We start from the raw sequence: 25,831 nt of genomic DNA on the forward strand, positions 1-25,831 counted from the left end.
CTCTCGTGATTTCGGATGGCGGGTGCTGGCGTGGGAGCGAGCGATCAACGCCATCGAAACTCGATGCGGCCAAACTCGATGCGGAAAGGGGCTAACGGCCTCAACATTGCGCCACCGCTTTAAGGAATGCGGCGATCTTGGCAACATCCTTGACGCCCGGCGCGCTTTCCACGCCGGAGGAAACGTCCACTAGCCTGGCGCCCGTGCCCCCCACCGCCTCGCGGACATTGCCGGCATCGAGTCCGCCCGAAAGCGCCCAGGGCAGGGGCTGGGGCAGGTTCTCCAGCAGCTTCCAGTCGAAGCGCAGGCCCATGCCGCCGGGCAATGCCGCGCCCTCGGGGGTCTTGGCATCGTAGAGGATGCGGTCGGCAGCGCCGCTGTACGCCGCCGCCTGGCCGACATCGGCGCGCGTCTTCACTGCAATCGCAGCCCAGACCGGCACGCGCATGCGGATCGCCGCGGCGCGCTCGGGCGTGGTCTTGTGGAGCTGGACCGCCTGGATGCCCGTGGCGAGCGCGGCGGAGAGCAGCGTCTCATCGGGATCGACGAACACGCCGACCGTGCCGACATGGGGCGGTACCCGCGCGATCAGCGCCCGCACCTGGTCGAAGCTCACATTGCGCGGGGAGGGAGGGAAGAAGACGAAGCCGACATGGCTCGCTCCGTCGGCAATCGCGGCATCGAGCGTCTCAGGTGTCGAGAGCCCGCAGATCTTGGCGGTGACGGGCATCAGAGATCCTTGACCAGCACGTCCATGAACAGCGGCGGATCGAGCGGCACCGGAAAGTCGCGCTTCTCGCCCGAATTGCGATAGCCGCGGCGCTCGTAAAAGGCGATCAGCTCGACGCGCTTGTCGATCACGGTCATCTCCATCGCCCGGGCGCCGAAGGTGTCGCGGGCGCAATCCTCGGCGGCGGTGACGAGCTGCTTGCCGAGGCCGCCGGACTGGAGCGTGGGGTCGACGCAGAGCAGGCCGAGATAGGCGAGACCGTCGCCCTTGTGCGTCACCTGTACGCAGCCGAGCAGGCCATTGTCGGTGTCGGCGATCAGCAGGCGCTGGTTCGGATCCTCGACGATGGCGGCCAGCGTCGCGATATCGGTGCGCGGGCTCTCGATGATCAGGTCCGCCTCGTGCGTCCATCCGGCACGCGCGGTCTCGCCCCGATAGGCGCGCTCGATCACCGGGTGGATCACGGGCAGGTCGGCGCGGGTTGCGGCGCGGATGGTCACATTGTCGGGCATGGCGCGCTGTGTCGGACGATGTTGCAATTTTGGCAAGCGCTCAGTCGGCGCCCCTGGCATCGAAAGCCTCTCGCGATGCCTCGATCCGTTCCAGGTTGCGCGCTGCCCATATCCAGACCCCGCAGAACGCCTCGGCCAGGCTCCCGCCCAGCTCGGTGAGCCGGTATTCCACCCGCGGCGGGATCACCGGATGGACGGTGCGGATCAGCAGCCCGTCACGCTCCATCTGGCGCACCGTCTGGGTGAGCATCTTCTGGCTGATCCCGCTGCATTCCGCACGCAGCTTCGAGAAGCGCAGCTCGCCATGCTCGGTGAGTGCCTCGAGCACGATCATCGTCCATTTGTCGGCAACGCGGCCGATGATCTCGGTGACGAGCGCTTCAACCCGCGGGTCGAGGTCGGGATAGTCGTGATGGGGGTTGGTTGCCATGGTTTCCAAAAGGTGTGTATAAATATTTTGGGTGCCTACTCCCCAATGTATACCATGTGGTAATATCTGGCGTCCACCGAAAAACGGAGGAAGCAATCATGGACATGACCGGCAACACCATCCTGATCACCGGCGGCGGATCGGGCATCGGCCGCGCGCTCGCCGAGGCGCTGCAGGCGCGGGGCAACAAGGTGATCATCTCGGGCCGCCGCGCCGGCGCGCTGGAGGAAGTCGCCGCCGCCAATCCCGGCATGGCCACCGCGACGCTCGACGTCTCCGATCCCGCCGACATCGCCCGTTTCGCCGCGGAAATCGTCGCGGCGCATCCCGCCCTCAACGTCGTGATCCACAATGCCGGGATCATGCTCGCCGAGGACCTGACGGCCCCCGGCTCGGACCTGGACCTGGCGGAGCAGACCATCGCCACCAACCTGCTCGGCCCGATCCGCCTCAACGCCGCACTGCTCCCACATCTGCTGGCCCAGCCAAGGGCAACGGTCGCCACGGTGAGTTCGGGCCTGGCATTCGTACCGCTGGCCGCGACGCCGACATATTCGGCGACCAAGGCGGCGATCCACAGCTGGAGCCAGGCCCTGCGTCATCAGCTCAAGGGCACCAGTGTCGAGGTCGTCGAGATCGCCCCGCCGGCGGTGGCGACCGACCTGATGCCGGGCCATGCCCAGAACCCCAATTCGATGCCGCTCGCCGACTATATCGCCGAGACGATGGCCCAGTTCGAAGCCGGCGCTGCCGAGAACCTGACCGAGCGGGTCAAGTTCCTCCGCTTCGCCGAGGCGCGCGGGGACTATGCCAAGGTGTTCGCCATCCTCAACGACGGCACTCACTGATTGCTGGCGACCCAGTTGTTGGCCGGGGTGAAATTGTCGCTCAGCACATGGTTCGCTTTGCAGTAGCGCTTGCATCCCGCCGAAGCGACCGCGCCGATCTCGGTGACGTGACCGGTCTTGTCGCGTTCCAGCGCGAAGTCGATCCGGCAGGTGCCGGCACTCCAGCTCGCCTTGTCCGGCGTGGTGAAGCGGGCGATTGCGCCCGCCTCGCCATCGCTGGCGGGGAGCTTGCACAGGGTCTCGCCGTCGAGATCGCGGTTCAGGGTGAAGTCGAACTGCCTGGCGTCGATATGGGTGATGGCGAGCTGCTCGACATCCGCCGTCTTGTAGCTCGCCTCCCACAGCTCCGCGTTGAAGCCGCGCAGTGAGTTGCGCTGGACGGTGTAGTCCTGCTCGACCGCGGCAGGATCGCATTTCTTTGCGCAGCGGGTGCGCAGGACCTGTTGCCAGTCGCGCTGCTGCCCCTTGAAGCCCTGCTTGTCGAACAGCAGGGCCAGCTTCTCCTTGTAGAGCGCCGCCACCTCACCATCGAGCGCGCGCAGCTTCGGGCTGACGCAGATCGTCTTCTCGAGTGGATGGCTTGCCTTGGCGCAGTCGAAGCTGGCCTGTTGCGGAGGCGGGGGCGCGGCATGAATGCCGAAAAGAGCGAGGAAAAGGGCGAAGAGTCCGAAGCCTGCCAATCGCAACATCGCTGCCTCCCTTGTTCAATATCCCTGTATTGCCTCCAGCCGGTCTCCGGCCCTGCGCCACCGTGTGCCCATGCCCCCCCCCCAAGCCCGACCAGCAGGAACGCGAGCCAGACCAATGGATTGGCACCCGACCTCGGCCGCAACAGATCGAAGCCGCCGAGGATCAGGTCCATTACAGTGTCGCCTCGATCTCGCGCGCGGCGAGGTCGGGATCGGCGGCCTGGGTGATCGGACGGCCGACCACCAGGATCGAGGCACCGGCATCGAGCGCGGCGCGCGGCGTCACCACGCGTTTCTGGTCGCCCACCACGCCGTTCGCCGGGCGCACGCCGGGGATGACGAAGAAGCCATCATGCCAGATCTTCTTGGCCGCCGCGACTTCGTTGCCCGAACAGACGATGCCGTCGACGCCCGACGCCTTGGCGAGCTCGGTCAGCCGCATCACCTGCTCGTGCGGATCGGGCTTGAGGCCGATCGAGGTCAGGTCGCTGTCGTCGAGGCTGGTGAGCATCGTCACCGCCACCACCTTGGTGCCGGTCGGCGCCGCGGCCTTGGCGTCTTCCAGCATCGCGCGGCCGCCGGCGGCGTGCACGGTGAGAATCGCCGGCTCAAGCGGGCGCAGCGCCTGGATCGCCTTGGCAACGGTGTTGGGGATGTCGTGGAACTTGAGGTCAAGGAAGATCGGCAGGCCGATATCGTGCATCTCGTGCACGCCGGCGCGGCCGTTGGCCATGAAGAATTCGAGGCCCAGCTTGATGCCCCCGACATGGGCCTTCACCCGCTGCGCGATCGCCTTCGCGCGCTCGAGATCCGGCGTGTCGATCGCGACATAGATCGGGCTCATTGCGCGTCCCCCAGCGGCAGGCCGCCCTGGGGCGAGGCCGGGATCGCGGGTACGGGAGCAGGCGTAGGGGCCGGCGCAGACGCGGGCTCGGGCATCGCCTGGATCGCACGGATGTCGTTCAGCGCGCGCTCCAGCCCGGTGATCCGCTGCCGCATCCGCCAGCGCAGCGCATGATATGCGAGCAGCACGGGCAGCAGCCCGGCGAGGAAGACGAGGATCAGGAGCAGCGGCAGGCTGAAATCGGCGATCAGGCCGCTCCACAGGTGCACATTCACGCGCTCGTCGCCGTTATAGATCACAAAGCCTGCGACGAGGCCGCCCAGCAACAGCCAGAACAGCACCTTCAGAAACCGCATGCGTCTCCCTTCCTGCGTGAACCGGGGCGGACTTTAGGGCGGGGAGGGCGATTTGGCCAGAGCACCTGATTTCCCTCTCCCGCCCGCGGGAGAGGGAGGGAGCCGCGAAGCGGCGGAAGGGTGAGGGTGTGTGCGGGCCGCGACGGGATCGTCTGCTGCACTTACTCACCCTCACCCGACCTCGCTGCGCTCGGCCACCCTCTCCCGCAAGCGGGAGAGGGAAAGGGGAGCTACCCGATCTCCGCGCGCAGCTCCGCGAACAGCCCGGGGATCTTGGTCAGCCGCGGTTCCTCTTCGTCGAGGATCGCATGGAACGCCCGCCGCTTGATCGCCGCTGCCCGCTCGTCCGAAAGCCGCGCGGCGGGGTCGAGCGTGGAGAGGACGATGTCGATCAGCCGGTCGGCCCCGTGCAGGCGACCCCAGAGATAGTCGTTCTCGCGGTACGCCCGGCTGAAGAACGCCCCGAAGCTGTTGAACTGGATGCCCTTCAGCGTCGCCTCGGCCCCGCCGGTGCGGATCGCCGTGGCGTCGTCCGGCGCGATCCGGTCGACGCGGATCGGATCGAACTCGTCCACGCCCTCGCCCTGGAGCAGCGGCAGGGTGGCGATGTCGTAGAAGGGGAAGCCGAGATGCGCGAGCAGCATCGGGCGGCGCAGTTCCTTGGACAGCGTGCTCAGTCCCCCGGCCAGCCGCGCATCGGTTTCGCCGTCGAGCTTCTTGAGCTGCATCCGGTCCGCCAGCCGGTCGAGCATCGGCCCGGCATCGTCGGTCATCATCCGGATCTCGTCGCGCAGATCCGCATAGGTGTCGGCGCGCTTGAGCTCGAGATAGCTGGCGAGCGAATCATAGATCGCCTCGCGCATCGGCCTGAGTTCGCCGTGGCTGGTCGGCAGATCGATCTCGGTCAGGCGGCGAGCGAGGAGCCGCAGGCGACGGATGCGGAAGCCCAGGTCGTGGGCACGCAGGAACTCCAGCGTCTCGGGCGATGCGCCATTGGAATGCATCGCGCCGAACTGGTCCGCTCCGCGCGACTGGACCGCGGCGGCCAGCGCCTCGCGGATCTCGTGCAGCCGTTCGGGCCCATGCTGTTCGCCCACCGTGTAGAGCAGCCGCGCGGTGCGATCGATCGCACCTTCGACCTTGAGCAGCCCATAGGCCGTATGGCCATAGCCCGCCTTGGCCGCCGCCGAGACCTGGGCGCGCTTGCGCCAGGCGGCGAGCCGCTTGGGGTTCGGATAATCGAGCCACAGCGTGTAGCCGAACAGCGCCTCGACCTGGGTTTCCACATCGGCGCGGATCTCGGCCAGGATCCCCAGCATCCGCTCGATCCGGTGCGAGCGCCGCGCGATCTCGTCCAGATTGTCGCGGATCGGCTGTTCGCGTGGCAGCTCGGAAAGCGCGCCGATGATCGTGGCGAAGAAGCCGGGCTTCTCGTCGCTGCCGCCATAGAAATCGAAGCGGAAATTGGGAAAGGGATCGACGAACACGAAGCGCCGGTCGACCTGGCGGCGGGCGGGGCGCTCCTTCAGCGCCTCCATCGCCGGGCGGAAGGGCGCGTTGGCCAGCACCGATCCGTCGATCAGCACCGCCTTGGCCGCCTTGTTGTCCGCCCATTGGTGCGGCAGCACGCGCTCGAGAAAGGCATCGCGCTGCGGCCAGGCCTGTTTTCGCTCGGCCATCAGCTCGTCCATCTCGCCCACCGTCATCGGCGGGAAGGCGCCCGGGAAGCTCGAGGTCGCGCGCGCAGCGAAGGTGAGGCTGGCGGCGTCGGCGAATTTCTCGTCCGGATAGCCGCGATCGGTGAAGGAGAAGACCAGCCGGTGCTCGTTCTCCATGACGCTGGCGGGCGAATTGAGCCGCAGCGCCTCGGGATGGCCGCGAAAATCGGTGACGGTGACGAACAGGTCGAGCGGCTGGCCGTCGGGCAGCAGGCGCTTCTCCTTCGGTCCCCTGGCCATAGCGGCAAAGGCATCGAGGATCGTGTTCGCCAGGTTCTTGCCCCCAAAGGGCGGCTCGAACCAGCGCGAACGGACGAAATGCTCGAGCTTGGTGCGCACTTCCTCGCGCGCGCCGATCTCGACCGTCTCGTCCACGGTCTTGGACCGGTTGGCGACCAGCCAGGCGATCGGCACGGCCCAGAGCTTGGCGAAGCGGTGCGAGGCGCGTTGGCGAGGCGCGAGCAGCGCCTCGACATCGGCATTGTCCATCCACAGGTCGGTCAGCGGATCGAGCGACTGGCCGGTGGCGATCGCCTGGGCGAGGAACACCGTGTTGATCCCGCCCGCGCTGGCGCCGGCGAGGATATCGACCAGCACGCGCAGGTTGACGCCCGAAGTCTCGCGGATCTCCTCGATCAGCTCGCGATACACGTCGGGCCGGGCGTCGCTGCCGTCGCGCTCGGCGCAGCTCGCCCGGGCGAGGCGCCAGATCTCCTTGGTGATGCCGTGCATGTACACGGCCAGACTGATCCCGCCATAGCAGACCAGTGCGAGCCGCAGTTCCTTGTCGCGCGTTTCGGCCATTAGACCTTTATAGTCGCCCAGATGGGCAGGTGGTCGGACGCGGTGCGCGCCTGAAGGCTGTCATGCACCCCTGCATCGGTAATGGTCAATTCGCGGCTCGCCATGATCCGGTCGAGCCGGGCCATCGGGCGCCGGGCATGGAAGCTCTTGCCGGTGGCGGCAAAGGCATAGTGGCTGGCGAAATCGCGCAGGCAACCCGACTGGGCGCTCCACTCGTTCAGGTCGCCCATCAGGATCGTCGGATATTGGTGCGTGCTGGCCTGCAGGTGGGTGATGATCGCATGCGCCTGCCGCCGCCGCCACAGGCCGGAGAGATCGAGGTGCATGCCGACCACGCGCACCACTGTGCCGCTGGCGAGCCGGACATCGGCCATCACCGCGCCGCGAGGCTCCAGCGCGGGGAGGTGGATCGCCTCGCAATCGAGCACCGTAGCGTCCTTGCGCACCAGCAGGGCATTGCCGTGCCAGCCCATCGATCGCGCCTTGGTGCCGAACGGCACCGGCTTGTAGTCGCTATGCTCGGAAAGCAGGTGCTGGGTCAGCACCGCCGAACGCTCGCCGAAGCGACGATCCGCTTCCTGGAGCGCGACGATGTCGGCGCCGATCTCGCAGAGTACCTGCAGCGTGCGCTCGGGCCGACGGCGGCGGTCGGTGCCGATCGACTTGCGCATGTTGTAGCTGGCGACCTTGATCATCGGCGCCCCTTATCGCGGGGCTGGGGTGACATAGGCAAGTGGCTCAGCTCGGATGCGCCTCGGCGCCTGCCTGGCTGGCGGCCTCCTGGGCGGCGGCGACCAGCCGGCGTCCGGTCTCCTCCGCAGCCTGGGGCGTCATCGCGATGGCGACGCCATTCGGGCCGTCGAGCAGCACCACGCCCTGTTCGGCGGTTGCGACTCCGGCTTCACCTTCCGGTTCGGCGGGCGAGATCTTCTGTCCCATATTTCTCCCCAGTGCGGCCAACGCCCCTAGGGGCTGGAATGGGGGACCAACTCGGGGCGACGGGAAAATATCCAAGATTTCCGAGAGATTTCAGCGCCCGCCCGCTTCGAGCAGGCGCCGCGGGGCGGCCAGCTCCCAGCTCCGCGCGATCCGGTCGCCGACGAAATCCCAGTCGGTGTCGGGCCCTGCGAGCGAGATGCCGACCCAACCGACGCCGAAATAGGCGACCTTCGAATAGGTCTCGGGCGCGATTTCGATCAGGTTCGGCCCTTCCTCGTCATCAGCGGTCTTCACCGCGACGATGGTGCGGCCGTCGCCATGATGATCGTGGCGGAACTGGGCGAACTGCTTGCCGGCGACGAAGAAGGTAGGCTGGCCGTGGCTCGGGCGCTCCTCGGCCTCGGGAAGCTCGAGCGCGATCGCGCGGACCTGGGCGAGGGCGGTGTCTTGGTCTGGGTTCAGCCTTGAAGGTTCTTGGGGCATAGGAACTCGGCGACTACCTTTGGGTAGAGCCGATGTTCCTCCTTCAGCACGCGCTGCGCAAGGCTTTCCGCGGTATCGCCGGGCAGGATCGCCACCGCCGCCTGGCCGAGCACTTCGCCGCCGTCCAACTCCTCGGTGACGATGTGCACCGAGACGCCGCCATGGCTGTCACCGGCGTCGATCGCGCGCTGGTGCGTGTCGAGCCCCTTGTATTTGGGCAGCAGCGAGGGGTGGACGTTGACGATCTTCCCGCGCCAGGCCTGGACGAAATCGTCGCTGAGCAGGCGCATGTACCCGGCCAGCGCGATCGCCTCGACACCGGCCTCGCGCAGCGCCGCGTCGATCTTCGCCTCATAGTCCGCCTTGGGCATGCCCTTGGGGCTCTGCGCGAAGGTGGCGACGCCTTGTTCGGCGGCCCAGGCGAGCCCTTCCGCCTCGGGCTTGTCGCTGGCGACGAGCGCGACTTTATAGGGGCAGTCGGATGCCTTCGCGGCCTCGACGAGCGCGGCCATGTTGGAGCCGCGCCCGGAAATCAGGATACCAAGCTTCTTACGCATTGTGGGTGGCGGACCACTCCCCACGCGCACTCCAGGTCTCGCCGCCGCCGAACACGGTGCAGCCGCGCTCGCCCGCCTCGACGGTACCGATCACGAACACTTCCTCGCCCGCCGCGTAGAGTTCTTCCTTCACCGCATCCGCCACGTCGGGCGACACCACCGCGACCATGCCGATGCCGCAATTGAAGGTACGCGCCATTTCCTCGGGCTCGATGTTCCCCTGCGCCTGCAGGAAGGCCATCAGGCGCGGCAGCGGCCAGCTGCCGGCGTCGATCTTCGCATGGCAGCCCTCGGGCAGCACGCGCGGGACATTCTCGAGCAGGCCGCCGCCGGTGATGTGCGCCAGGCCGTGGATCGTGCCCTTGCGAAGTTGCGGAAGCAGGCTCTGCACATAGATGCGGGTCGGCGCCATCAGTGCGTCGAGCAGGATCACGTCCTGGTCGAACAGGGCGGGGCGGTCCATCTTCCAGCCCTTGTCGGCGGCGAGGCGGCGGACCAGCGAGAAGCCGTTCGAGTGCACGCCGGTCGAACCCAGGCCGAGCAGCACGTCGCCCGGGCGAATCTTGCTGCCGTCGAGCAGCTGGTCGCGCTCGACCGCGCCGACGCAGAAGCCGGCCAGGTCATAGTCGCCCTCGGCATACATGCCCGGCATCTCGGCGGTCTCTCCGCCGATCAGCGCGCAGCCTGCCTGGCGGCAACCCTCGGCGATGCTGGCGATCACGCGCTCGGCGGTCTCGGGCACCAGCTTGCCGCTGGCATAATAGTCGAGGAAGAACAAAGGCTCGGCGCCCTGGACTACAAGATCGTTGGCGCACATCGCGACCAAGTCGACACCGACGCCGTCATGGGCGTCATAGTCGATCGCGAGCTTGAGCTTGGTGCCCACGCCATCGTTCGCCGCAACCAGTAGCGGATCGGTGAACCCGGCCGCCTTCAGGTCGAACACGCCGCCGAACCCGCCGAGATCGGCATCGGCACCGGCGCGGCGCGTGGACTTGGCGAGCGGGCCGATCGCCCGAACCAGCGCATTGCCGGCCGCGATCGAGACGCCCGCCTGGGCATAGGTATAGTTCTTCTGGTCGCTCATGCGGCGCGCATAGCGCCGACTTCGCCCCGCGTCACCCCGGCAGTGCCGCAAGGTAACGCCATAGCCTTCATCCCGGCACATACCCGCCCTGTACGACCGTCATCCCGGTGAAAGCCTGAATCTCGTGCCGTAGCGCAGGGCAGGAGCCGCCTGAGAGCCCGGCTTTCGCCGGGGTGACGACTATTGTTTGTTACATCTACGCTTGGATTTCCCTGCCCGCTTCGCCAAAAGGGCGCTCACATGACCCTTGCCCGCAAATCCCTCACCATCGGCATCGCCTCCGCGCTCGCGCTTGCGGGGCTCGGCGCCGTGCTGGCCGAAGGCGAGAAGGCCGCGGGCGGCAGCGCCGTGCCGATCGACGCCTCGGGCAGCTTCGAGGTCTCGGGCGTCGATGTCGACGTGAAGGGCAAGGATGCCGATGCCGCGCGCTATGGCGGCTGGCGGCTCGCCCAGCGCAAGGGCTGGGAGATGCTGTCGCGCAAGCTGACCGGCAAGGCCTCCGGCATGTCCGATTCGGCGCTCGATTCGCTGGTCACCGGCATCGTCGTCGAGAAGGAGCAGATCGGCCCGACGCGCTATATTGCGCGGCTCAGCGTGCTGTTCGATCGCAACAAGGCTGGCAGCATCCTCGGTGTCTCGGTCGCAGTGAACCAGTCGCCGCCGATGCTGATCGTTCCCCTGGAATATTCGGGCGGCACCGGCTTGGTGTTCGAGCGCGAGACCGCCTGGGCCAAGGCCTGGAACCGGTTCAAGAGCGGTGGCAGCACCGTCGATTACGTCCGCGTCCAGGGCAACGGCCCCGATTCGATGCTGCTCAACGCCGGCCAGGTGCTGCGCCGCGGCCGCAACTGGTGGCGCTCGGTGCTCGACCAATATGGCGCGTCGGACGTGCTGATCGCCGAGGTCCAGCTGCGCCGCGAATATCCCGGCGGCCCGATCGTCGGCATCTTCTCCGCCACCCATGGCCCCGATCGCCAGAAGATCGCGGACTTCGCCCTGCGCGTCGACAATGGCGATTCGCTCGATGCGTTGATGGACGCCGGCGCCCAGCGGATCGACAAGGCTTTCCAGCAGGCGCTGGCGCTCGGTCAGCTCAACACCGATCGCCTGCTCGGCGTCCGTCCGCCCTCGGCCAAGGCCGAGGAGGAGAAGCCGGAGGAAGAATCGACCGACGCCGCCACGCCAACGCCCGATGCGAGCGCGGCCGCCAGCGGCACCCAGCTCAACGTCCAGTTCGACACGCCTAATGTCGGCTCGGTCAATGCCGGCGAAGCGGCGCTCCGCGGCATTCCGGGCGTGCGCTCGGCGGTCACCTCCAGCCTGGCGCTTGGCGGCATCTCGGTGATGCGCGTCACCTATGACGGCCAGATCGCCTCGCTCCATGCCCAGCTCGAGGCGCGGGGGTGGAGCGTACAGGAGGGGGCAGGGGTGCTCCGCATCCGCCGCGCCGGCGGTGGTGGAGGCGGCGGCCAGCAGCCCATACCGGCGCCGACCGGCACGGCTACACCAGCCCCGAACGGCGGATGACGCAGCTTCGCTTGCCGCTGGGACTGCCCGAAGCACGCGAGACGGAATTCCTGGTCAGCGACTCCAACGCCCGCGCCGTCCACCAGCTCGAACATTGGGGCACCTGGCCCGTCATGTCGGCCCTGCTCACCGGTCCGCGCAAGTCGGGCCGCAGCCTGCTCGCCCGCGTCTTCGCGGCGAAGACCGGCGCGCGCATCTTCGACGATGCCGATCTCGGCAAGGAGGCCGATGTCTTCCATGCCTGGAACCAGGCCCAGGCCGATCACCGCCCGCTGCTGATCGTGGCGCAGGCCGCGCCGCCGACCTGGAACGTCAAGCTGCCCGATCTGAGGTCGCGCCTCGCAGCCTCGCCGCTGCTCGAGATCGGCCCGCCCGACGATGCGCTGATCCCGCAATTGCTCGAACGCGCCTTCGAACGCCACCTGCTCCACGCCAAGCCCGATGTGATCGCCTGGATCGCGAAGCGGATAGAGCGCAGCCATATCGCGATCCTGCGCGTTGCCGATGCACTGGAGCTGGAAGAGGGTAAGCGCTTGTCGATCCCCGCGGTGCGCGCCACATTGCTCGCGGCTGGTCTCATAACCGAAACGGACGGCGACTAACGGCGATGACCAAGGCAGCGAAAGGACGCGCCGTTGAAGGGACCTCGATGACCGAATTGCCGGACAATTCCGCACGTTACTTCAATCGCGAGCTGAGCTGGCTCGCCTTCAATCGCCGCGTGATGGAAGAGGCCAGCAACCGCGCCCATCCGCTGCTCGAGCGGCTGCGCTTCCTGTCGATCTCCGGCTCGAACTTCGACGAGTTCTTCATGGTCCGCGTGGCGGGCCTGATGGGCCAGCAGCTCCAGAAGGTCGAGGCGCGCTCTGCCGACGGGCTCACCCCGGGCCAGCAGCTCGCTGCCATCTCGGCCGAGGCCGAAGTGCTGGCCGACAACCAGCAGAGCGTGTGGACCGATATCCGCGCCGACCTGGCGGAGACCGGCATCCATGTCCTCGACGCCAATGCGATCGAAGGCGAGACCGAGGCCTGGCTGGAAACCCATTTCCGCGAGCAGATCTTCCCGATCCTGACGCCCCAGGCGCTCGACCCGGCGCATCCGTTCCCGTTCATCCCCAACCAGGGATCGAGCGTGATCTTCGATCTGGTCCGCAAGTCGGACCGCGAGCCGGTGCGCGAGCTGGTCCTGCTCCCCACCGCGATCAAGCGCTTCGTCCGGCTTCCCGGCAATCCGGCGCGCTATGTCGCGGTCGAAGCCGTGCTCAAGCATTTCTCGCACCTGCTCTTCCCGGGCTACACGTCGCGCGCCGCTGCGGCCTTCCGCGTGCTGCGCGACAGCGACATCGAGATCGAGGAAGAGGCCGAGGACCTGGTCATGACCTTCCGCTCGGCGATCCAGCGCCGTCGCCGCGGCCGGGTCATCCGCCTCGAGATGGAGGAGAGCATCTCCCCCGAGCTGGAAGCGGTGCTCAAGGAAGAGCTGGGCGGCAGCGAGGCGCTGCTCACCGAGACCGGCGGCTTCCTCGGCATCGGCGACCTGGCGGCGCTGGTCGACGAAGACCGTCCCGACCTGAAGTTCACCCCCTATTCGGCGCGCTTCCCGGAGCGGATCCGTGAATATGGCGGCGATTGCTTCGCGGCGATCAAGGCCAAGGACATCATCGTCCACCACCCGTACGAGACGTTCGACGTCGTCATCTCCTTCCTCCAGCAGGCGGCGGCGGATCCGGACGTGGTGGCGATCAAGCAGACGCTCTACCGCGCAGGCAAGCAGCCCGCCGTGATCAACGCGCTCATTGCAGCTGCGGAAGCCGGCAAGTCGGTCACCGCGGTGGTCGAGCTCAAGGCCCGCTTCGACGAGGAGCAGAACCTCTATTGGGCGACGGCGCTCGAGCGGGCCGGCGTCCAGGTCGTCTATGGCTTCATCGACTGGAAGACCCATGCCAAGGTCTCGATGGTCGTGCGGCGCGAGGGCAATGGCTATCGCACCTATTGCCACTTCGGCACGGGCAACTACCACCCGATCACCGCGCGCATCTATACCGATCTCAGCTTCTTCACCGCCGATCCGCGGGTGGGCCGCGATGCGATGCAGATCTTCAACTATGTCACGGGCTATGTGGAGCCGCATGGCCTGGAGCTGATCGGCATCTCGCCGCGCGACCTGCGCAACCGCCTGGTCGAGCTGATCGACGACGAGATCGCCCACGCCCGCGCCGGCCGCCCCGGCCAGCTCTGGGCCAAGATGAACTCGCTGGTCGATCCGGCGGTGATCGAGAAGCTCTACGAGGCGAGCAATGCCGGGGTGGAGATCGAGCTGATCATCCGCGGCATCTGCTGCCTGCGCCCGGGCGTCCCCGGCATGAGCGAGAACATCAAGGTCAAGTCGATCGTCGGCCGCTTCCTCGAGCACAGCCGCATCTGGGCGTTCGGCGGCGGCAAGGGCCTGCCCAGCGACAGCGCAAAGGTCTTCATCTCCTCGGCCGACTGGATGCAGCGCAACTTCGATCGCCGCGTCGAGTTCATGCTGCCGATCCTCAACAAGACGGTGCACGACCAGGTGCTCGACCAGGTGATGGTCGCCAACCTGCTCGACAACGAGCAGAGCTGGCTGCTCCAGAGCGACGGCCATTACATCCGCACCGAGCCGGGCGAGGACGGCAGCTTCAACCTGCACCGCTATTTCATGACCAACCCGTCGCTTTCGGGCCGCGGCGCCGCGCTCGAATCGCGCAAGCCGGTGCCCAAGCTCCAGCTCAAGCGGCGGCGCAGCCCGGCAAAGGCCAGGATCAAGGAATGACCACATTGCCGTTCCGCAAGGCGCGCACGAAGCCGGCAGGGATCGAGGGTCGCACCGCGATCATCGACATCGGCTCGAACTCGGTGCGCCTCGTGGTCTATCAGGGCTCGGCCCGCCTGCCGGCGACCCTGTTCAACGAGAAGGTGATGGCAGGCCTGGGTCGGGGCCTGGCCGAGACCGGTGCGATCGAGCCCGCCAGCATGGCCACCGCGCGCGGGGCACTGGCGCGTTTCTCGACGCTCGCCCGCGAGATGCAGGTCGGCGAGCTGCGGACTGTCGCCACCGCGGCGGTGCGTGACGCCTCCAACGGCCGCGAGCTGATCGAGGCGGCCCGCGCGCTCGGCCTCGAGGTCGAGACGCTGTCGGGCGAAGAAGAGGCGATGGCATCCGGCCTGGGCGTGCTCTCGGGCATTCCGGAAGCGGACGGCATCGTCGGCGATCTCGGCGGCGGCTCGCTCGAGCTGGTCCGCGTCGTCGCCGGCACGGTGACCGATCGCGTGTCCTTCCCGCTGGGCGTCCTCCGCCTCGGCGCGATCCGCGCGGAGAACAAGACCGCGCTCGATCGCCGCGTCGCCAAACTGCTCGGCGATGCCGGCTGGAAAGGGCGGGGGAAGGGGCTGCCCTTCTATCTGGTCGGCGGGTCGTGGCGCAGCCTCGCCCGGCTCGACATGCACCTGAAGCATTATCCGCTGCCGATCGCCCACCAATATCCGATGGCGGTGCCGCGCATCGCCGAGCTGGCCAGCTCGATCGCGGCGATGCCCAAGGCCGATCTCAAGGCGATCCCCAACCTGTCCAGCGCCCGCGCCGCGACGCTGGAGGATGCGGCGCTGCTGCTCGGCCAGGTCGTCAAGCAGCTCGGCAGCAACGGCACGATCGTCTCCGCCTATGGCCTGCGTGAAGGGCTACTCTACCAGCGCCTCTCGCCCGAGCTGCGGCAGCAGGACCCGCTGATCGCCGCCACCCGCGACGAGGGCGAGCGGCTCGGCCGCTTCCCCGAGCATGGCGACCTGCTCGACAAGTGGATCGCACCGCTCTTCGCGGGCGAGCCGCATGAGCTGGCCCGCCTCCGCCACGCCGCCTGCCAGCTGGTCGATGTGGGCTGGCACGCGAATCCCGAGTTCCGCGCCGAACGCGGCCTCGATGCGGCACTGCACGGCAATTGGGTGGCGATCGATTCCAGCGGCCGCGCCGCGCTCGGCCAGGCGCTCTATACCGCCCTGGGCGGCGGTCTCGACACGCCCGCGCCGCTCCCGCAGCTCGCCGATGACGATACGCTGTGGCGCGCCAAGCTCTGGGGCCTCGCCATTCGCCTCGGCCAGCGCCTGTCAGGCGGCGTCGCCGCGCCGATCAAGCGCTCCGAGCTGCACATGGACGAGGAGACCCTCGCGCTCTGCCTCCATCCCGAGGACGAGGCGCTGTACGGCGAAGCGGTGGAAAAGCGCCACAAGGCGCTGGCCGCGGCGTTCGGCAGGCAGCCTGTTCTGGAAGTCTAGCAACCTGGCGTTCATGTCGCTCCCGCAATGAAATCACTCTCGTAAGGCGTAGGGAGGGACGACCGGATGATGATCGATCGACGTATGGTGCTGCAGGGCGGGCTGGCCATGGGGATGACCGCGCTGGCGCCGCTGCCCGCCTGGGCCAAGGGCCATGCCGATGACGCCAAGATCGATGCATTCGTGAAGGCCAACGGCTTTGCCGGCACGATCCTGCGGGCCAAGGCCGGCAAGCCGATCTACGCCCGCAATTTCGGCCTGGCGAACATCGCCACCAAGGCGCCGGTGACCACCGACACCATCTACGCCATCGCCTCGATCTCCAAGTTCCTGTCCACGGTGACGGTGCTCAAGCTGGTCGAGGCCGGCAAGCTGGCCCTCGATGCGCCGATCGCGACGCTGCTTCCGGGCTACCGCGCCGATACCGGCGGCAAGGTCCAGCTCGCGCACCTGCTGTCGAACACCAGCGGCATCCCCAACGGCTTCATGCCCGAACTCAAGCTCGAACCCGACCTGGTCACCCGCGACATCGGCACCGCGGAGTCGGTCCGCCGCTTCTGCTCGGGCGACCTCGCCTTCGAGCCCGGCGCCAAGTTCGAGTATCTGCTGACCAACTGGTTCCTCGTCGTCGCGATCATCGAGGCGGCAACCGGCAAGCCCTTCCAACAGGCGATGCGCGAGATCACGCTCGATCCACTCGGCCTCAAGCACACCACCGCCGCGCTCGGCACCGAGAACCAGCCGGGCTCGGCGCTGTCCTATCGCACCGTCGAGCCACCGCTCGAATGGCCCAATCCGCGCGCGCCGGTGATGGCGGCCTCGGGCGGCTATTTCAGCAATGCCGCTGATCTGCTGCGGGCCGGTCATTCGGTGTTCGACAAGGGCTTCCTGTCGCCCGCCTCGCTCAAGGCGCTCCGCACCGTGCGCGTGCCCGAGCAGGACTATTCGCTCGGCGGCCGGGTGCGGACGATGACGATCGCCGGCAAGCCGGTGGAAGCAGCATGGGAAACCGGTCGTACCGCCGGCTACCGCACGCTGCTCGCGCACCGCTACGACACGCAGGAGAGCATCGTCCTGCTCAACAACACCGGCATCTCGCAAAAGGCGATCGATCTGTTCGCCGACGACCTGTTCGGTGCCGCGCCCCGGCCTGATTGAGCGCTAGACGCAGCGCAGTCCGCTGATCCGCCCGCGCTGGTTGATGTCCACCGTCAGCCGGTCGCGGCGGAAGTCCATCGTCACCGCGTCGCCCGGCCGCACCACGCGCACGCTCGAAGCGCCGCTGCGCGCCCGCAGCCGCGACTGGAGCCCGTGCGACATCGGCGCTCCCATGAAGCGCTGCACCGCATTGGCGTTGCAGACGCGCGGTCCCGGCATTGGGGTGGGCCGGCTGTCATGCATGCAGCCGGCAACCAGCAGGGCGGTCGCGATCATTCCGATGGCGCGCATGTGTCTCTCCTCGGTCGCCCCCCGGCGCCGCGGTGTATAGCCCGGATGCGTAACGAAGGGGAGGGCGGCCTATGCCTATCCGCCGCTTAACCGCAGCGCGCCGACCCGATCTTGCCGTCGGTGCCCAGGTGCAGGTTGAGCCGGTCCGCGCGGAAATCCTCGGTGATCATCATCCCCGGCTCGATCCAGCGGACGCTGTTGGCGCCCGACAGCCGCTTCGCCTCGGCTTCGACCTCGGGCCCGCGCGTCTTGCCGATCAGCCCGCCCAGCCGGGTGCCATTGCATTCCACGCCCGGGATCGCCTGGGGCGGCGTCTTCGCCGCGCAGGCACCGGTCAGCATCAGGGCAAGGGCAGGCAGGACGACACGGATCATGCGGCGGGTTCCTCGGTTCGGGTCATCTTGAGCTTACCATTCCTCACGGTGAACCCGAGCTGACCCTCGACCAGATTGAGCGCATCACGGCCGAACTGCTCGTAGCGCCAGCCCTCCAGGATCGCGAGGCCGTCGCGCACGCCGGCGGCCAGCGACTCGAGATCGTCCGAGCGCGCGAGCAGGCGCGGCGCGACGTTGATCTCCTTGGCGCGGATCTTGAGCAGCAGCTTGAGCAGGTCCGCCACCAGCGCCCCGTCCTTGCCGAGCGAGGGCTTGCGGTCGTCGCGCGGCGGCAGCTCGGCGGTGGACATCGGCTCGGCGCCTTCCAGCGCCGCCATCAGCCGCCCGCCGATATCGTTGCCCGCCCAGGCCGCCGAGAGCCCGCGCACCTTGCCCAGGTCGCTCTGCTTGCGCGGCGGGTTGCCGGCCAGATCGGCCAGCGTCTCGTCCTTGACGATGCGGCCGCGCGGCAGGTCCTTGCCCTGCGCCTCGATCTCGCGCCAGCGGGCCAGCGCCTTCAGGCGGCCGAGCACCTCGGGCTTGCGGCTCGACACGCGCACGCGCTGCCAAGCCTCGTCCGGGTCGTTGTGATAGTTCTCGGGATCGGCGAGCCGCTCCATCTCCTGGTCCAGCCAGGCGCCGCGGCCGGTTTTCTTCAGCTTCTCCAGCATCTTGGGGAAGATCTTGGAGAGGTGCGTCACGTCGGCGATGGCATAGTCGATCTGGCGCTTGTCCAGCGGGCGGCGGCTCCAGTCGGTGAAGCGGGCGCCCTTGTCGATGGTGAAGCCCAGATAGGTGTCGACCAGGTTCGAATAGCCGATCTGCTCGCCCAGCCCGAGTGCCATCGCGGCCACCTGGGTGTCGAACAGCGGGTGCGGGGTGGTGCCCGTCAGGTTGTAGACGATCTCGATGTCCTGGCCGCCGGCATGGAAGACCTTCAGTACGTCCTCGTTCTTCGTCATCAGGTCGAGCAGGGGCGTGAGGTCGAGTCCCGGTGCCATCGGATCGATCGCCGCGGCCTCTTCGTCGTCGGCGATCTGGATCAGGCAGAGCTCAGGCCAATAGCTGTTTTCGCGCATGAACTCGGTGTCCACACACACGTAAGGCTTGTTGGCGAGGCGGGCGCAGAGGTTGGCGAGAGTCGCGCTGTCTTCAATCAGACCATGGATATGCATCCTAGGCCCATAGACTGGTCTTCGGGTTGACAAAAGTGGGGTCTGCAAGGATTGCGCGCTCACGCTAATTTATTCGTCATCCCCGCGCAGGCGGGGATCCAGAGCCCCAGGCTGCACGGCTCGTGACCCTGGACCCCCGCCGCCGCGGGGGTGACGAGCAAGGGAAAGACCGGAAATGCACGCCTATCGCACGCACACCTGCGCCCAGCTCCGCGCCGAACATGTCGGCCAGGAAGTCCGCCTCTCCGGCTGGGTGCACCGCAAGCGCGACCATGGCGACCTGGTCTTCATCGACCTGCGCGACCATTATGGCATCACCCAGATCGTCACCGAAGTGGACGGCCCGGCCTTCCAGGTGATCGAGTCGCTGCGCAGCGAATCGGTCGTGACGATGACCGGCAAGGTCGTGGCCCGCTCGGCCGAAGCGGTGAACCCGAACCTGCCGACCGGTGAAGTCGAGATCCGCGTCACCGAGGCGAAGATCCAGAGCCAGGCGCAGGAACTGCCGCTGCCGGTGTTCGGCGACGCCGAATATCCCGAGGAAATCCGCCTGCGGAACCGCTTCCTCGATCTGCGCCGCGAGAAGGTCCACAAGAACATCATGCTGCGCTCGAGCGTCATCGCGTCGCTGCGCCGCCGGATGATCGACCAGGGCTTCACCGAGTTCCAGACGCCGATCCTCACCGCGTCGAGCCCCGAAGGCGCCCGCGACTATCTCGTCCCGTCGCGCGTCCACCCGGGCAAGTTCTATGCGCTCCCCCAGGCGCCGCAGATGTTCAAGCAGCTGCTGATGGTCGCCGGCTTCGACAAATATTTCCAGATCGCGCCCTGCTTCCGCGACGAGGATGCGCGCGCCGATCGTTCGCCGGGCGAGTTCTACCAGCTCGACTTCGAGATGAGCTACGTCACCCAGGACGACGTGTTCGCCGCGATCGAGCCGGTGCTGCACGGCGTGTTCGAGGAATTCGCCGACTGGGAAGGCATGGGCCGCAGCGTCTCTGCGCTCCCGTTCAAGCGCATCCCGTACCGCGAATCGATGCTGAAGTACGGCAACGACAAGCCCGATCTGCGCAACCCGCTGCTGATCACCGACGTCTCGGAGTTCTTCAAGGGCTCGGGCTTCGGCCGTTTCGCCTCGATCGTCGAGGGCGGCGATGTCGTCCGCGCGGTCCCGGCACCGAACACGCATGAGAAGAGCCGCAAGTTCTTCGACGACATGAACAGCTGGGCCCAGTCGGAAGGCTTCCCGGGCCTCGGCTATGCCACCCAGAAGGACGGCGTGTTCGGCGGCCCGATCGCCAACAACCATGGCCAGGAAGGCATGCAGGCCATTGCGAAGGCGATGGGTCTCGGCCCGAACGACGGCATCTTCTTCGCCGCCGGCAAGGAAGCCCAGGCCGCCAAGCTCGCCGGTCTCGCGCGCACCCGCGCCGCCGAGCAGCTCGAGCTGATCGACAAGAAGCGCTTCGAATTCTGCTGGATCGTCGACTTCCCGATGTTCGAATATGACGAGGACGCCAAGAAGGTCGACTTCAGCCACAACCCATTCTCGATGCCGCAGGGCGAGCTGGAAGCGCTGGAGACCAAGGACCCGCTCGACATCCTCGCGTACCAGTACGACATCGTCTGCAACGGCATCGAGCTGTCCTCGGGCGCGATCCGGAACCACCGTCCGGAGATCATGTACAAGGCGTTCGAAATCGCCGGCTACACCCAGGCGGATGTCGACACGAACTTCGCGGGCATGATCAACGCCTTCAAGTTCGGCGCACCGCCGCACGGCGGTTCGGCCCCGGGCGTGGACCGCATCGTGATGCTGCTCGCCGACGAGCCGAACATCCGCGAGGTGATCGTCTTCCCGATGACCCAGAAGGCAGAGGACCTGATGATGCAGGCCCCGTCGTTCGTCAGCGAGAAGCAGCTCAAGGAACTCAACATCCGCCTCGCCCCCCAGGTCGCGGCGGACCTCGCCAAGAAGGGCACCGACGGCATCGTCGATCCCGCGGCGGGCTGATCGCCCATGGTGACGCGGACCAGATGGCAGCGCTGCGGCATCCTGGCCGCGGCGCTGCTACTGGCCCCGCCGAACGCCTTCGGATGCTCGACCGAGCTTCGAACGATGTCGCGGGCGCAGGTCGAGGCCTATGCCCGCACGCAATATGCGAAGGCATCCGCGGTCGTGGACGCCGAGGTCGAGCAGCCGATGGCGTTCGGCACGGAGCTCGGGCCCGGCCTGATGCCGATGGCGATCCTTCGCGTCATCCACCGCTACAAGGGCGTGCCGTCACCCGGTGAGGATCGGATCCCGCTGGTCAATTTCTCGTCCTGTGACATCGGTCTGGTGAAGAAAGGCGAGCGGGTCCGTATCCTGCTCACCAGCGGCCCCGAGCTGTTTCGTGCCGTTTTCAGCGACAACGGCCCTCCCGTGGATCGGCAGGATGGCCAGGCGGAGTTCAACGCGGAGATCGATCGCCTCGCCGGAGCGCCGCGCCCCGCCGGGTTCTCCACCTATCCGGGCGCGATCGAGCCTCCTTCCGATGCGGAAACAGCAACTGCCGCGAATGCTCCGCCAGACGACATGGCCTCGCAGAAAACGCCCGCATCGTCAGCGCCAAAGCATGCGGTGAGACCCGCCATCTATCTCGCCGGAGCGTTCGGCCTCCTGCTGGCGTTCCTCGCCGGATTCCTGCTGGGACGACGCAGCCACGGGTTGAAGTTATAAAACTTCAACGTACAGACATAAAACTACAACCAACATAAGCAATCCGGCCGTCAGAGCCGGGACGCAGGAGTAGAAATGTCTGACGCGAATACCGCACGGGCCCGCGCCCAGGCGGAGGCGACCATTGGGCTCGCCGACCTGTTCACCATCGGCATCGGCCCGTCGAGCTCGCACACCGTTGGCCCGATGCGCGCCGCCGCGTCCTTCGCCGAGCAGGCGCTGGATCGCGGCACACCGACTTCCGTCTCCTGCGAGCTCTACGGCTCGCTCGCGCTCACCGGGCGGGGGCACGCCACCGATATCGCCACGATCCTCGGCCTTGCCGGCTACCGGCCCGAGAGCGTCGATCCCGATGCGGTCAACACCATCGTCGCCACGATCCGCGCCGAGCAGCAGCTCGCGCTCGGCGGCCATGTCGTGGTGCCGTTCGTCGAGGGGCGCCACCTGATCTTCCGCGACGACAAGTTCCTGCCCGCGCACCCCAATGGCATGCGCTTCGTCGCGCACTATGCCGAGGGCGAGCCCTGGGAGACCTTCTACTATTCGATCGGCGGCGGCGCGATCGTGGAAGGGGGATGCGAGCCGCCCCAGACCAACGTCAAGCTGCCCTTCGCCTTCACCTCGGGCGCCGAGCTGCTCGCAGTGGCGGCGGCGCAGGACGCGAGCATCGCCGACATCGTCCGGGCCAACGAGGCCGCCTGGCGCGACGATGCCGAGACCGACGCCTTCCTCGACAGCCTGCGCGCCGCCATGTCGGCCTGTATCGACCGCGGCATGCGCGGGGAGGGGGAGCTGCCCGGCGGCCTCAAGGTCAAGCGCCGCGCCCGTGATCTCCACCAGCGCCTGCTCGCCCGCGGCCCGCGCAGCGATCCCTCGCTGGTGTTCGACTGGGTGAGCCTCTGGGCGCTAGCGGTGAACGAGGAGAATGCCGCCGGCGGCCGCGTCGTCACCGCGCCGACCAACGGAGCGGCGGGCGTCATCCCGGCGGTGCTGCGCTATTACGAGACCTTCTGCGCCAATCCCACGCCCGCCGGCTCGCGCACCTTCCTGCTCACCACCGCGGCGATCGGCTTCCTCTACAAGAAGCGCGCCTCGATCTCGGCCGCCGAGATGGGGTGCCAGGGCGAAGTCGGCGTCGCCTGCTCGATGGCCGCGGCGGGGCTGGCGGCAGCGCTGGGCGCCACCAACGCCCAGATCGAGAATGCTGCCGAGATCGGCATGGAGCACAATCTGGGTCTCACCTGCGATCCGATCGGCGGCTTGGTCCAGATTCCCTGCATCGAGCGCAACACGATGGGCGCGATCAAGGCGATCAACGCCGCCTATCTGGCCATGCACGGCGACGGCAGCCACATCGTCAGCCTCGACGCGGTGATCGAGACGATGCGTCAGACCGGCGAGGACATGCGCTCGAAGTACAAGGAGACGGCGCAGGGCGGGTTGGCAGTGAACGTGGTGGCCTGCTGAGGCTTTAACCCGTCATCCCCCACCACAAGCCGTCATCCCGGCGAACGCCGGGATCTCAGGCGGCTCTTGTCCTGCCGCTCGCGCCTCCTCCTGAGATCCCGGCGTTCGCCGGGACGACGGGAAGAGCGGACGACGGGAAGAGTGGATGACGTCGAACAGCCCTTGCCACCGGCGCCCGCGCAGGGGATCGTGCCCGCATGCGTATCGCCGTCTTCAACACCAAGCCCTATGACCGCCGCTTCCTGACCGAGGCCAACGCCCCCTACGGCCACGACCTCCACTTCCTCGAACCCCGGCTCGAACCCGCCACCGCCTCGCTGGCCGCCGGGCACCAGGCCGTGTGCGTCTTCGTCAACGACACGGTGAACGCCGAGGTGCTGGAGACCTTGGCTGCCGGCGGCACGAAGCTGATCGCCCTGCGCTGTGCCGGGTTCAACAATGTCGACTTAGCCGTCGCCGCCCGGCTCGGCATCGACGTGGTCCGCGTGCCCGCCTATTCGCCGCACGCCGTTGCCGAGTTCACCATCGGCCTGCTGCTCGCCGTCGATCGCAACATCCCGCGCGCCTGGGCCCGGGTGCGCGAGAACAATTTCGCGCTGGAGGGACTGATCGGCCGCAACCTCCACGGCCGCACCGTAGGCGTGATCGGCACCGGCAAGATCGGCGCCTTGGTGGCCCGCACCCTGCGCGCCGGCTTCGGCTGCGAGGTGCTGGCAAGCGACCTCTATCCCGACCCCGAGTTGGAGGCGATCGGCGTCCGCTATGTGCCCCGCGACGAACTGCTGCGCACCGCCGGGATCGTCACCCTCCATTGCCCGCTCACCCCGGACACCCGGCACCTGATCGACGCCGCCGCGATCGAGGCCGCCCGGCCGGGCCTGACCATCGTCAACACCAGCCGCGGCGCGCTGATCGACACCGCCGCGCTGATCGAGGGGCTCAAGTCCCGCAAGGTCGGTGCCGTCGCGCTCGACGTCTATGAGCAGGAGGCCGACCTGTTCTTCGAGGACCTGTCGAACGAGATCGTCTCGGACGACCAGTTCCAGCGCCTGCTCACCTTCCCGAACGTGCTGGTCACCGGCCACCAGGCCTTCCTCACCGAGGAAGCGCTCGGCGCCATCGCCGACACCACGTTGCGCAGCGCCGCCGATGCCGAGGCGGGCCGCCCGCTTGCCAATCGCGTCGATGCCGGCTTGATTGCGCCGGCACGCTGAAGGAGTTCCCCCGCATGACGATCGATCTCTCGGACTATGAGAAGGGCAAGGACTTCGACGGCGACTATGACAAGGCGCTGGCGAAGATCCAGAAGCGGCTGAGCCACATCCACTATGCCCATATCGTCCACCGCCGCCGCGCGATCATCGCGTTCGAGGGCTGGGACGCGGCGGGGAAAGGCGGCATCATCCAGCGCCTCACCGCCGAATGGGACCCGCGCTACTACGAGGTCTGGCCGATCTCCGCGCCCACGCAGGAGGAACTAGCCCATCATTTCCTTTGGCGCTTCTGGCGCCGCCTGCCGGCCCAGCACAACATCGCGATCTTCGACCGCACCTGGTACGGCCGCGTCCTCGTCGAGCGGGTCGAGGGTTTCGCCTCCAAGGCCGAATGGGACCGCGGCTATGATGAGATCAACGATTTCGAGGCACAGCAGGTAACCTCCGGCACCACGCTGGTGAAGGTGTTCGTCCATGTCACCCAGAAGACCCAGGACAAGCGGCTAAAGGACCGGCTCGAGCACCCGTGGAAGCGCTGGAAGACGGGTTTGGAGGATTATCGCAACCGCGCGAAGCGCCCCGAATATCTCGCCGCGATGCATGACATGCTCGCACGCACCAGCACCGAGCACGCCCCCTGGATCGTGATCGACGGCAACGACAAGAAGGCCGCCCGCATCGCCGCGCTGACCGCCATCGCCGACGCGCTGGAAGCCCATGTCCCGATGGAGCCCCCCAAGCTCGATCCGGAAGTCGAGAAGGTCGCGAAGAAGGCGCTGGGGCTTTGAACTGATCCCCAGCCCCCTGTTCCGTCATCCCGGCGAAAGCCGGGATCTCAGGCGAAGGCGCGAAACGCTGGACAAGAGCCGCACGAGATCCCGACTTTCGTCGGGATGACGTAATGTTGCTCAGCCCGGCATGTTGCTTACGCCGGCGCGAATTCCCCGTCCTCGCCCATCACGTGCAGCACCCCGTCGGCGATCGCGAAATAGGCGCCGTGGAGCTTCAGCCGCCCCTCGGCCAGCCGCTTGCTGACGAACGGGAAGGTGGTGAGGTTGGTCAGCGAGACGCGCACCGTCTCCAGCTCCAGCGCGCGCACCGCCTCGGGGCCGGTGCCGTATTTCGCGACGATCTGCTCGCGGGCCGGGTCGAGCATGTCGACCCAGTGGGCGATGAACCCACCTTCGCCGTTCGGCGCGCCCTTGAAGCGCTGCGACAGCGACGCGGCAACGCCGCCGCACGCGCCATGGCCCAGCACCAGGATTTCGGGCACCTCCAGCTGGTTCACCGCGAATTCCAGCGCGGCGGAGACGCCGTGGCGACTCGCATCGTCCTCGAACGGCGGCACCAGGTTGGCGACGTTGCGCACGACGAAGATCTCGCCGGGCACGGTATCGAAGATCTGCGCCGGATCGACTCGGCTGTCCGAGCAGGCGATCACCATCACCCGCGGGTTCTGCCCCTCGCTCAGCCCCGACCAGCGGTCGCGATGCCGCCGATATTCGCTGGTCCGGAAGCGCTGATAGCCATCGATGAGGTCGGTGAAGTCGGTCATAATCGACGCCCTAACGCGCGCTTTTCCGACCGACAAGTTCTGTGTCGAACTGTTG

At 67.5% G+C, this 25,831-nt stretch carries 27 protein-coding genes; 11 read left to right on the forward strand and 16 right to left on the reverse strand.

All coding sequences use genetic code 11. The annotated features are described in order from the left end of the window. Positions 1–100: 100 nt before the first annotated feature. From GGR46_RS07230 to GGR46_RS07240, 3 genes are read right to left on the reverse strand one after another with little or no spacing between them, the layout of a single operon-like run. Positions 101–730, reverse strand: a complete 630-nt coding sequence (locus GGR46_RS07230; RefSeq protein WP_183995928.1) for a phosphoribosylanthranilate isomerase — start codon at positions 728–730, stop codon at positions 101–103. After that, positions 730–1,242: a GNAT family N-acetyltransferase gene (locus GGR46_RS07235; protein WP_183995930.1), complete on the reverse strand. Its 513-nt coding sequence runs from the start codon at positions 1,240–1,242 to the stop codon at positions 730–732. Before GGR46_RS07235 ends, GGR46_RS07230 begins: the two co-directional genes overlap by 1 nt. A 40-nt stretch (positions 1,243–1,282) precedes the next feature. Beyond that, positions 1,283–1,672 (reverse strand): winged helix-turn-helix transcriptional regulator, encoded by a 390-nt coding sequence (locus GGR46_RS07240; RefSeq protein ID WP_183995932.1) that lies wholly within the window; start codon positions 1,670–1,672, stop codon positions 1,283–1,285. Between the two features lie 98 nt (positions 1,673–1,770). Between GGR46_RS07240 and GGR46_RS07245 the strand changes: the two genes are divergently transcribed. Then, positions 1,771–2,520 (forward strand): SDR family oxidoreductase, encoded by a 750-nt coding sequence (locus tag GGR46_RS07245; protein ID WP_183995934.1) that lies wholly within the window; start codon positions 1,771–1,773, stop codon positions 2,518–2,520. Here GGR46_RS07245 and GGR46_RS07250 read toward each other — a convergent pair. The 9 genes from GGR46_RS07250 to purM form a co-directional block, all read right to left on the reverse strand. Further along, positions 2,514–3,209 carry a lysozyme inhibitor LprI family protein gene (locus GGR46_RS07250; RefSeq protein ID WP_183995936.1) on the reverse strand — a complete coding sequence of 232 codons (696 nt, stop codon included), beginning with the start codon at positions 3,207–3,209 and terminating at the stop codon, positions 2,514–2,516. The two genes, GGR46_RS07245 and GGR46_RS07250, sit on opposite strands and share 7 nt — an antisense overlap. A 172-nt stretch (positions 3,210–3,381) precedes the next feature. Further along, positions 3,382–4,053 carry an orotidine-5'-phosphate decarboxylase gene (gene pyrF / locus GGR46_RS07255; protein WP_183995938.1) on the reverse strand — a complete coding sequence of 224 codons (672 nt, stop codon included), beginning with the start codon at positions 4,051–4,053 and terminating at the stop codon, positions 3,382–3,384. Beyond that, positions 4,050–4,409, reverse strand: a complete 360-nt coding sequence (locus tag GGR46_RS07260; RefSeq protein ID WP_246425913.1) for a lipopolysaccharide assembly protein LapA domain-containing protein — start codon at positions 4,407–4,409, stop codon at positions 4,050–4,052. Before GGR46_RS07260 ends, pyrF begins: the two co-directional genes overlap by 4 nt. Positions 4,410–4,639: 230 nt before the next feature. Then, the gene (locus GGR46_RS07265; protein WP_183995940.1) at positions 4,640–6,931 is read right to left on the reverse strand and encodes a patatin-like protein; all 2,292 of its coding nucleotides are present in this window, start codon (positions 6,929–6,931) and stop codon (positions 4,640–4,642) included. After that, the gene (locus GGR46_RS07270; RefSeq protein WP_183995942.1) at positions 6,931–7,626 is read right to left on the reverse strand and encodes an endonuclease/exonuclease/phosphatase family protein; all 696 of its coding nucleotides are present in this window, start codon (positions 7,624–7,626) and stop codon (positions 6,931–6,933) included. Before GGR46_RS07270 ends, GGR46_RS07265 begins: the two co-directional genes overlap by 1 nt. A 43-nt stretch (positions 7,627–7,669) precedes the next feature. Further along, positions 7,670–7,870 (reverse strand): hypothetical protein, encoded by a 201-nt coding sequence (locus GGR46_RS07275; protein WP_183995944.1) that lies wholly within the window; start codon positions 7,868–7,870, stop codon positions 7,670–7,672. A gap of 90 nt (positions 7,871–7,960) precedes the next feature. Continuing rightward, complete coding sequence (locus GGR46_RS07280; protein WP_246425914.1) at positions 7,961–8,353, reverse strand: MmcQ/YjbR family DNA-binding protein; 393 nt, start codon at positions 8,351–8,353, stop codon at positions 7,961–7,963. Then, on the reverse strand, positions 8,329–8,910 hold the full coding sequence (purN, locus tag GGR46_RS07285) for a phosphoribosylglycinamide formyltransferase (protein WP_183995947.1): 582 nt from the start codon (positions 8,908–8,910) through the stop codon (positions 8,329–8,331). Before purN ends, GGR46_RS07280 begins: the two co-directional genes overlap by 25 nt. Next, positions 8,903–9,997: a phosphoribosylformylglycinamidine cyclo-ligase gene (gene purM, locus GGR46_RS07290; protein WP_183995949.1), complete on the reverse strand. Its 1,095-nt coding sequence runs from the start codon at positions 9,995–9,997 to the stop codon at positions 8,903–8,905. Before purM ends, purN begins: the two co-directional genes overlap by 8 nt. A 240-nt stretch (positions 9,998–10,237) precedes the next feature. On the opposite strand from purM, the gene GGR46_RS07295 reads away from it, so the two are divergent. From GGR46_RS07295 to GGR46_RS07315, 5 genes are all read left to right on the forward strand, one after another. After that, entirely contained in the window at positions 10,238–11,524 is a 1,287-nt protein-coding gene (locus GGR46_RS07295) for a heavy-metal-associated domain-containing protein (protein WP_246425915.1), read from the forward strand. Continuing rightward, positions 11,521–12,126: a P-loop NTPase family protein gene (locus GGR46_RS07300; protein WP_183995951.1), complete on the forward strand. Its 606-nt coding sequence runs from the start codon at positions 11,521–11,523 to the stop codon at positions 12,124–12,126. Before GGR46_RS07295 ends, GGR46_RS07300 begins: the two co-directional genes overlap by 4 nt. Before the next feature lie 47 nt (positions 12,127–12,173). Continuing rightward, a complete protein-coding gene (locus GGR46_RS07305) occupies positions 12,174–14,324 on the forward strand; it encodes an RNA degradosome polyphosphate kinase (RefSeq protein ID WP_246425916.1) in 2,151 nt (716 codons plus the stop codon). Continuing rightward, complete coding sequence (locus GGR46_RS07310) at positions 14,321–15,820, forward strand: Ppx/GppA family phosphatase (protein ID WP_183995955.1); 1,500 nt, start codon at positions 14,321–14,323, stop codon at positions 15,818–15,820. The genes GGR46_RS07305 and GGR46_RS07310 overlap by 4 nt, the downstream gene beginning before the upstream one ends. Before the next feature lie 69 nt (positions 15,821–15,889). Beyond that, positions 15,890–16,978: a serine hydrolase domain-containing protein gene (locus GGR46_RS07315; protein ID WP_183995958.1), complete on the forward strand. Its 1,089-nt coding sequence runs from the start codon at positions 15,890–15,892 to the stop codon at positions 16,976–16,978. A gap of 3 nt (positions 16,979–16,981) precedes the next feature. On the opposite strand, the gene GGR46_RS07320 is transcribed toward GGR46_RS07315, so the two are convergent. The 3 genes from GGR46_RS07320 to rnd all read right to left on the reverse strand — a co-directional run bounded on the left by GGR46_RS07320 (position 16,982) and on the right by rnd (position 18,818). Further along, positions 16,982–17,269, reverse strand: coding sequence for an I78 family peptidase inhibitor (locus GGR46_RS07320; RefSeq protein ID WP_183995961.1), 288 nt, complete (start codon positions 17,267–17,269; stop codon positions 16,982–16,984). 86 nt (positions 17,270–17,355) lie between these two features. After that, complete coding sequence (locus tag GGR46_RS07325; RefSeq protein ID WP_183995963.1) at positions 17,356–17,643, reverse strand: I78 family peptidase inhibitor; 288 nt, start codon at positions 17,641–17,643, stop codon at positions 17,356–17,358. Beyond that, positions 17,640–18,818, reverse strand: a complete 1,179-nt coding sequence (gene rnd, locus GGR46_RS07330; RefSeq protein WP_183995965.1) for a ribonuclease D — start codon at positions 18,816–18,818, stop codon at positions 17,640–17,642. Before rnd ends, GGR46_RS07325 begins: the two co-directional genes overlap by 4 nt. Before the next feature lie 175 nt (positions 18,819–18,993). Here rnd and aspS point away from each other — a divergent pair, with 175 nt between their 5' ends. The 5 genes from aspS to GGR46_RS07355 all read left to right on the forward strand — a co-directional run bounded on the left by aspS (position 18,994) and on the right by GGR46_RS07355 (position 25,009). Beyond that, positions 18,994–20,832 carry an aspartate--tRNA ligase gene (gene aspS, locus GGR46_RS07335; RefSeq protein ID WP_246425917.1) on the forward strand — a complete coding sequence of 613 codons (1,839 nt, stop codon included), beginning with the start codon at positions 18,994–18,996 and terminating at the stop codon, positions 20,830–20,832. 6 nt (positions 20,833–20,838) lie between these two features. After that, complete coding sequence (locus GGR46_RS07340; RefSeq protein ID WP_183995967.1) at positions 20,839–21,540, forward strand: hypothetical protein; 702 nt, start codon at positions 20,839–20,841, stop codon at positions 21,538–21,540. A gap of 75 nt (positions 21,541–21,615) precedes the next feature. Next, positions 21,616–23,007 (forward strand): L-serine ammonia-lyase, encoded by a 1,392-nt coding sequence (locus GGR46_RS07345; RefSeq protein ID WP_183995969.1) that lies wholly within the window; start codon positions 21,616–21,618, stop codon positions 23,005–23,007. A gap of 197 nt (positions 23,008–23,204) precedes the next feature. After that, positions 23,205–24,221, forward strand: coding sequence for a 2-hydroxyacid dehydrogenase (locus tag GGR46_RS07350; RefSeq protein WP_183995971.1), 1,017 nt, complete (start codon positions 23,205–23,207; stop codon positions 24,219–24,221). A 14-nt stretch (positions 24,222–24,235) separates the two neighbouring features. Beyond that, entirely contained in the window at positions 24,236–25,009 is a 774-nt protein-coding gene (locus tag GGR46_RS07355) for a polyphosphate kinase 2 family protein (protein WP_183995973.1), read from the forward strand. A 137-nt stretch (positions 25,010–25,146) separates the two neighbouring features. Here the strand turns inward: GGR46_RS07355 and GGR46_RS07360 are convergent, their stop codons facing one another. Continuing rightward, complete coding sequence (locus GGR46_RS07360; protein WP_183995975.1) at positions 25,147–25,776, reverse strand: carbonic anhydrase; 630 nt, start codon at positions 25,774–25,776, stop codon at positions 25,147–25,149. Positions 25,777–25,831: the final 55 nt, after the last annotated feature.

This window comes from Sphingomonas kyeonggiensis, from assembly GCF_014196745.1.
Classification (GTDB): Bacteria; Pseudomonadota; Alphaproteobacteria; order Sphingomonadales; family Sphingomonadaceae; genus Sphingomonas; species Sphingomonas kyeonggiensis.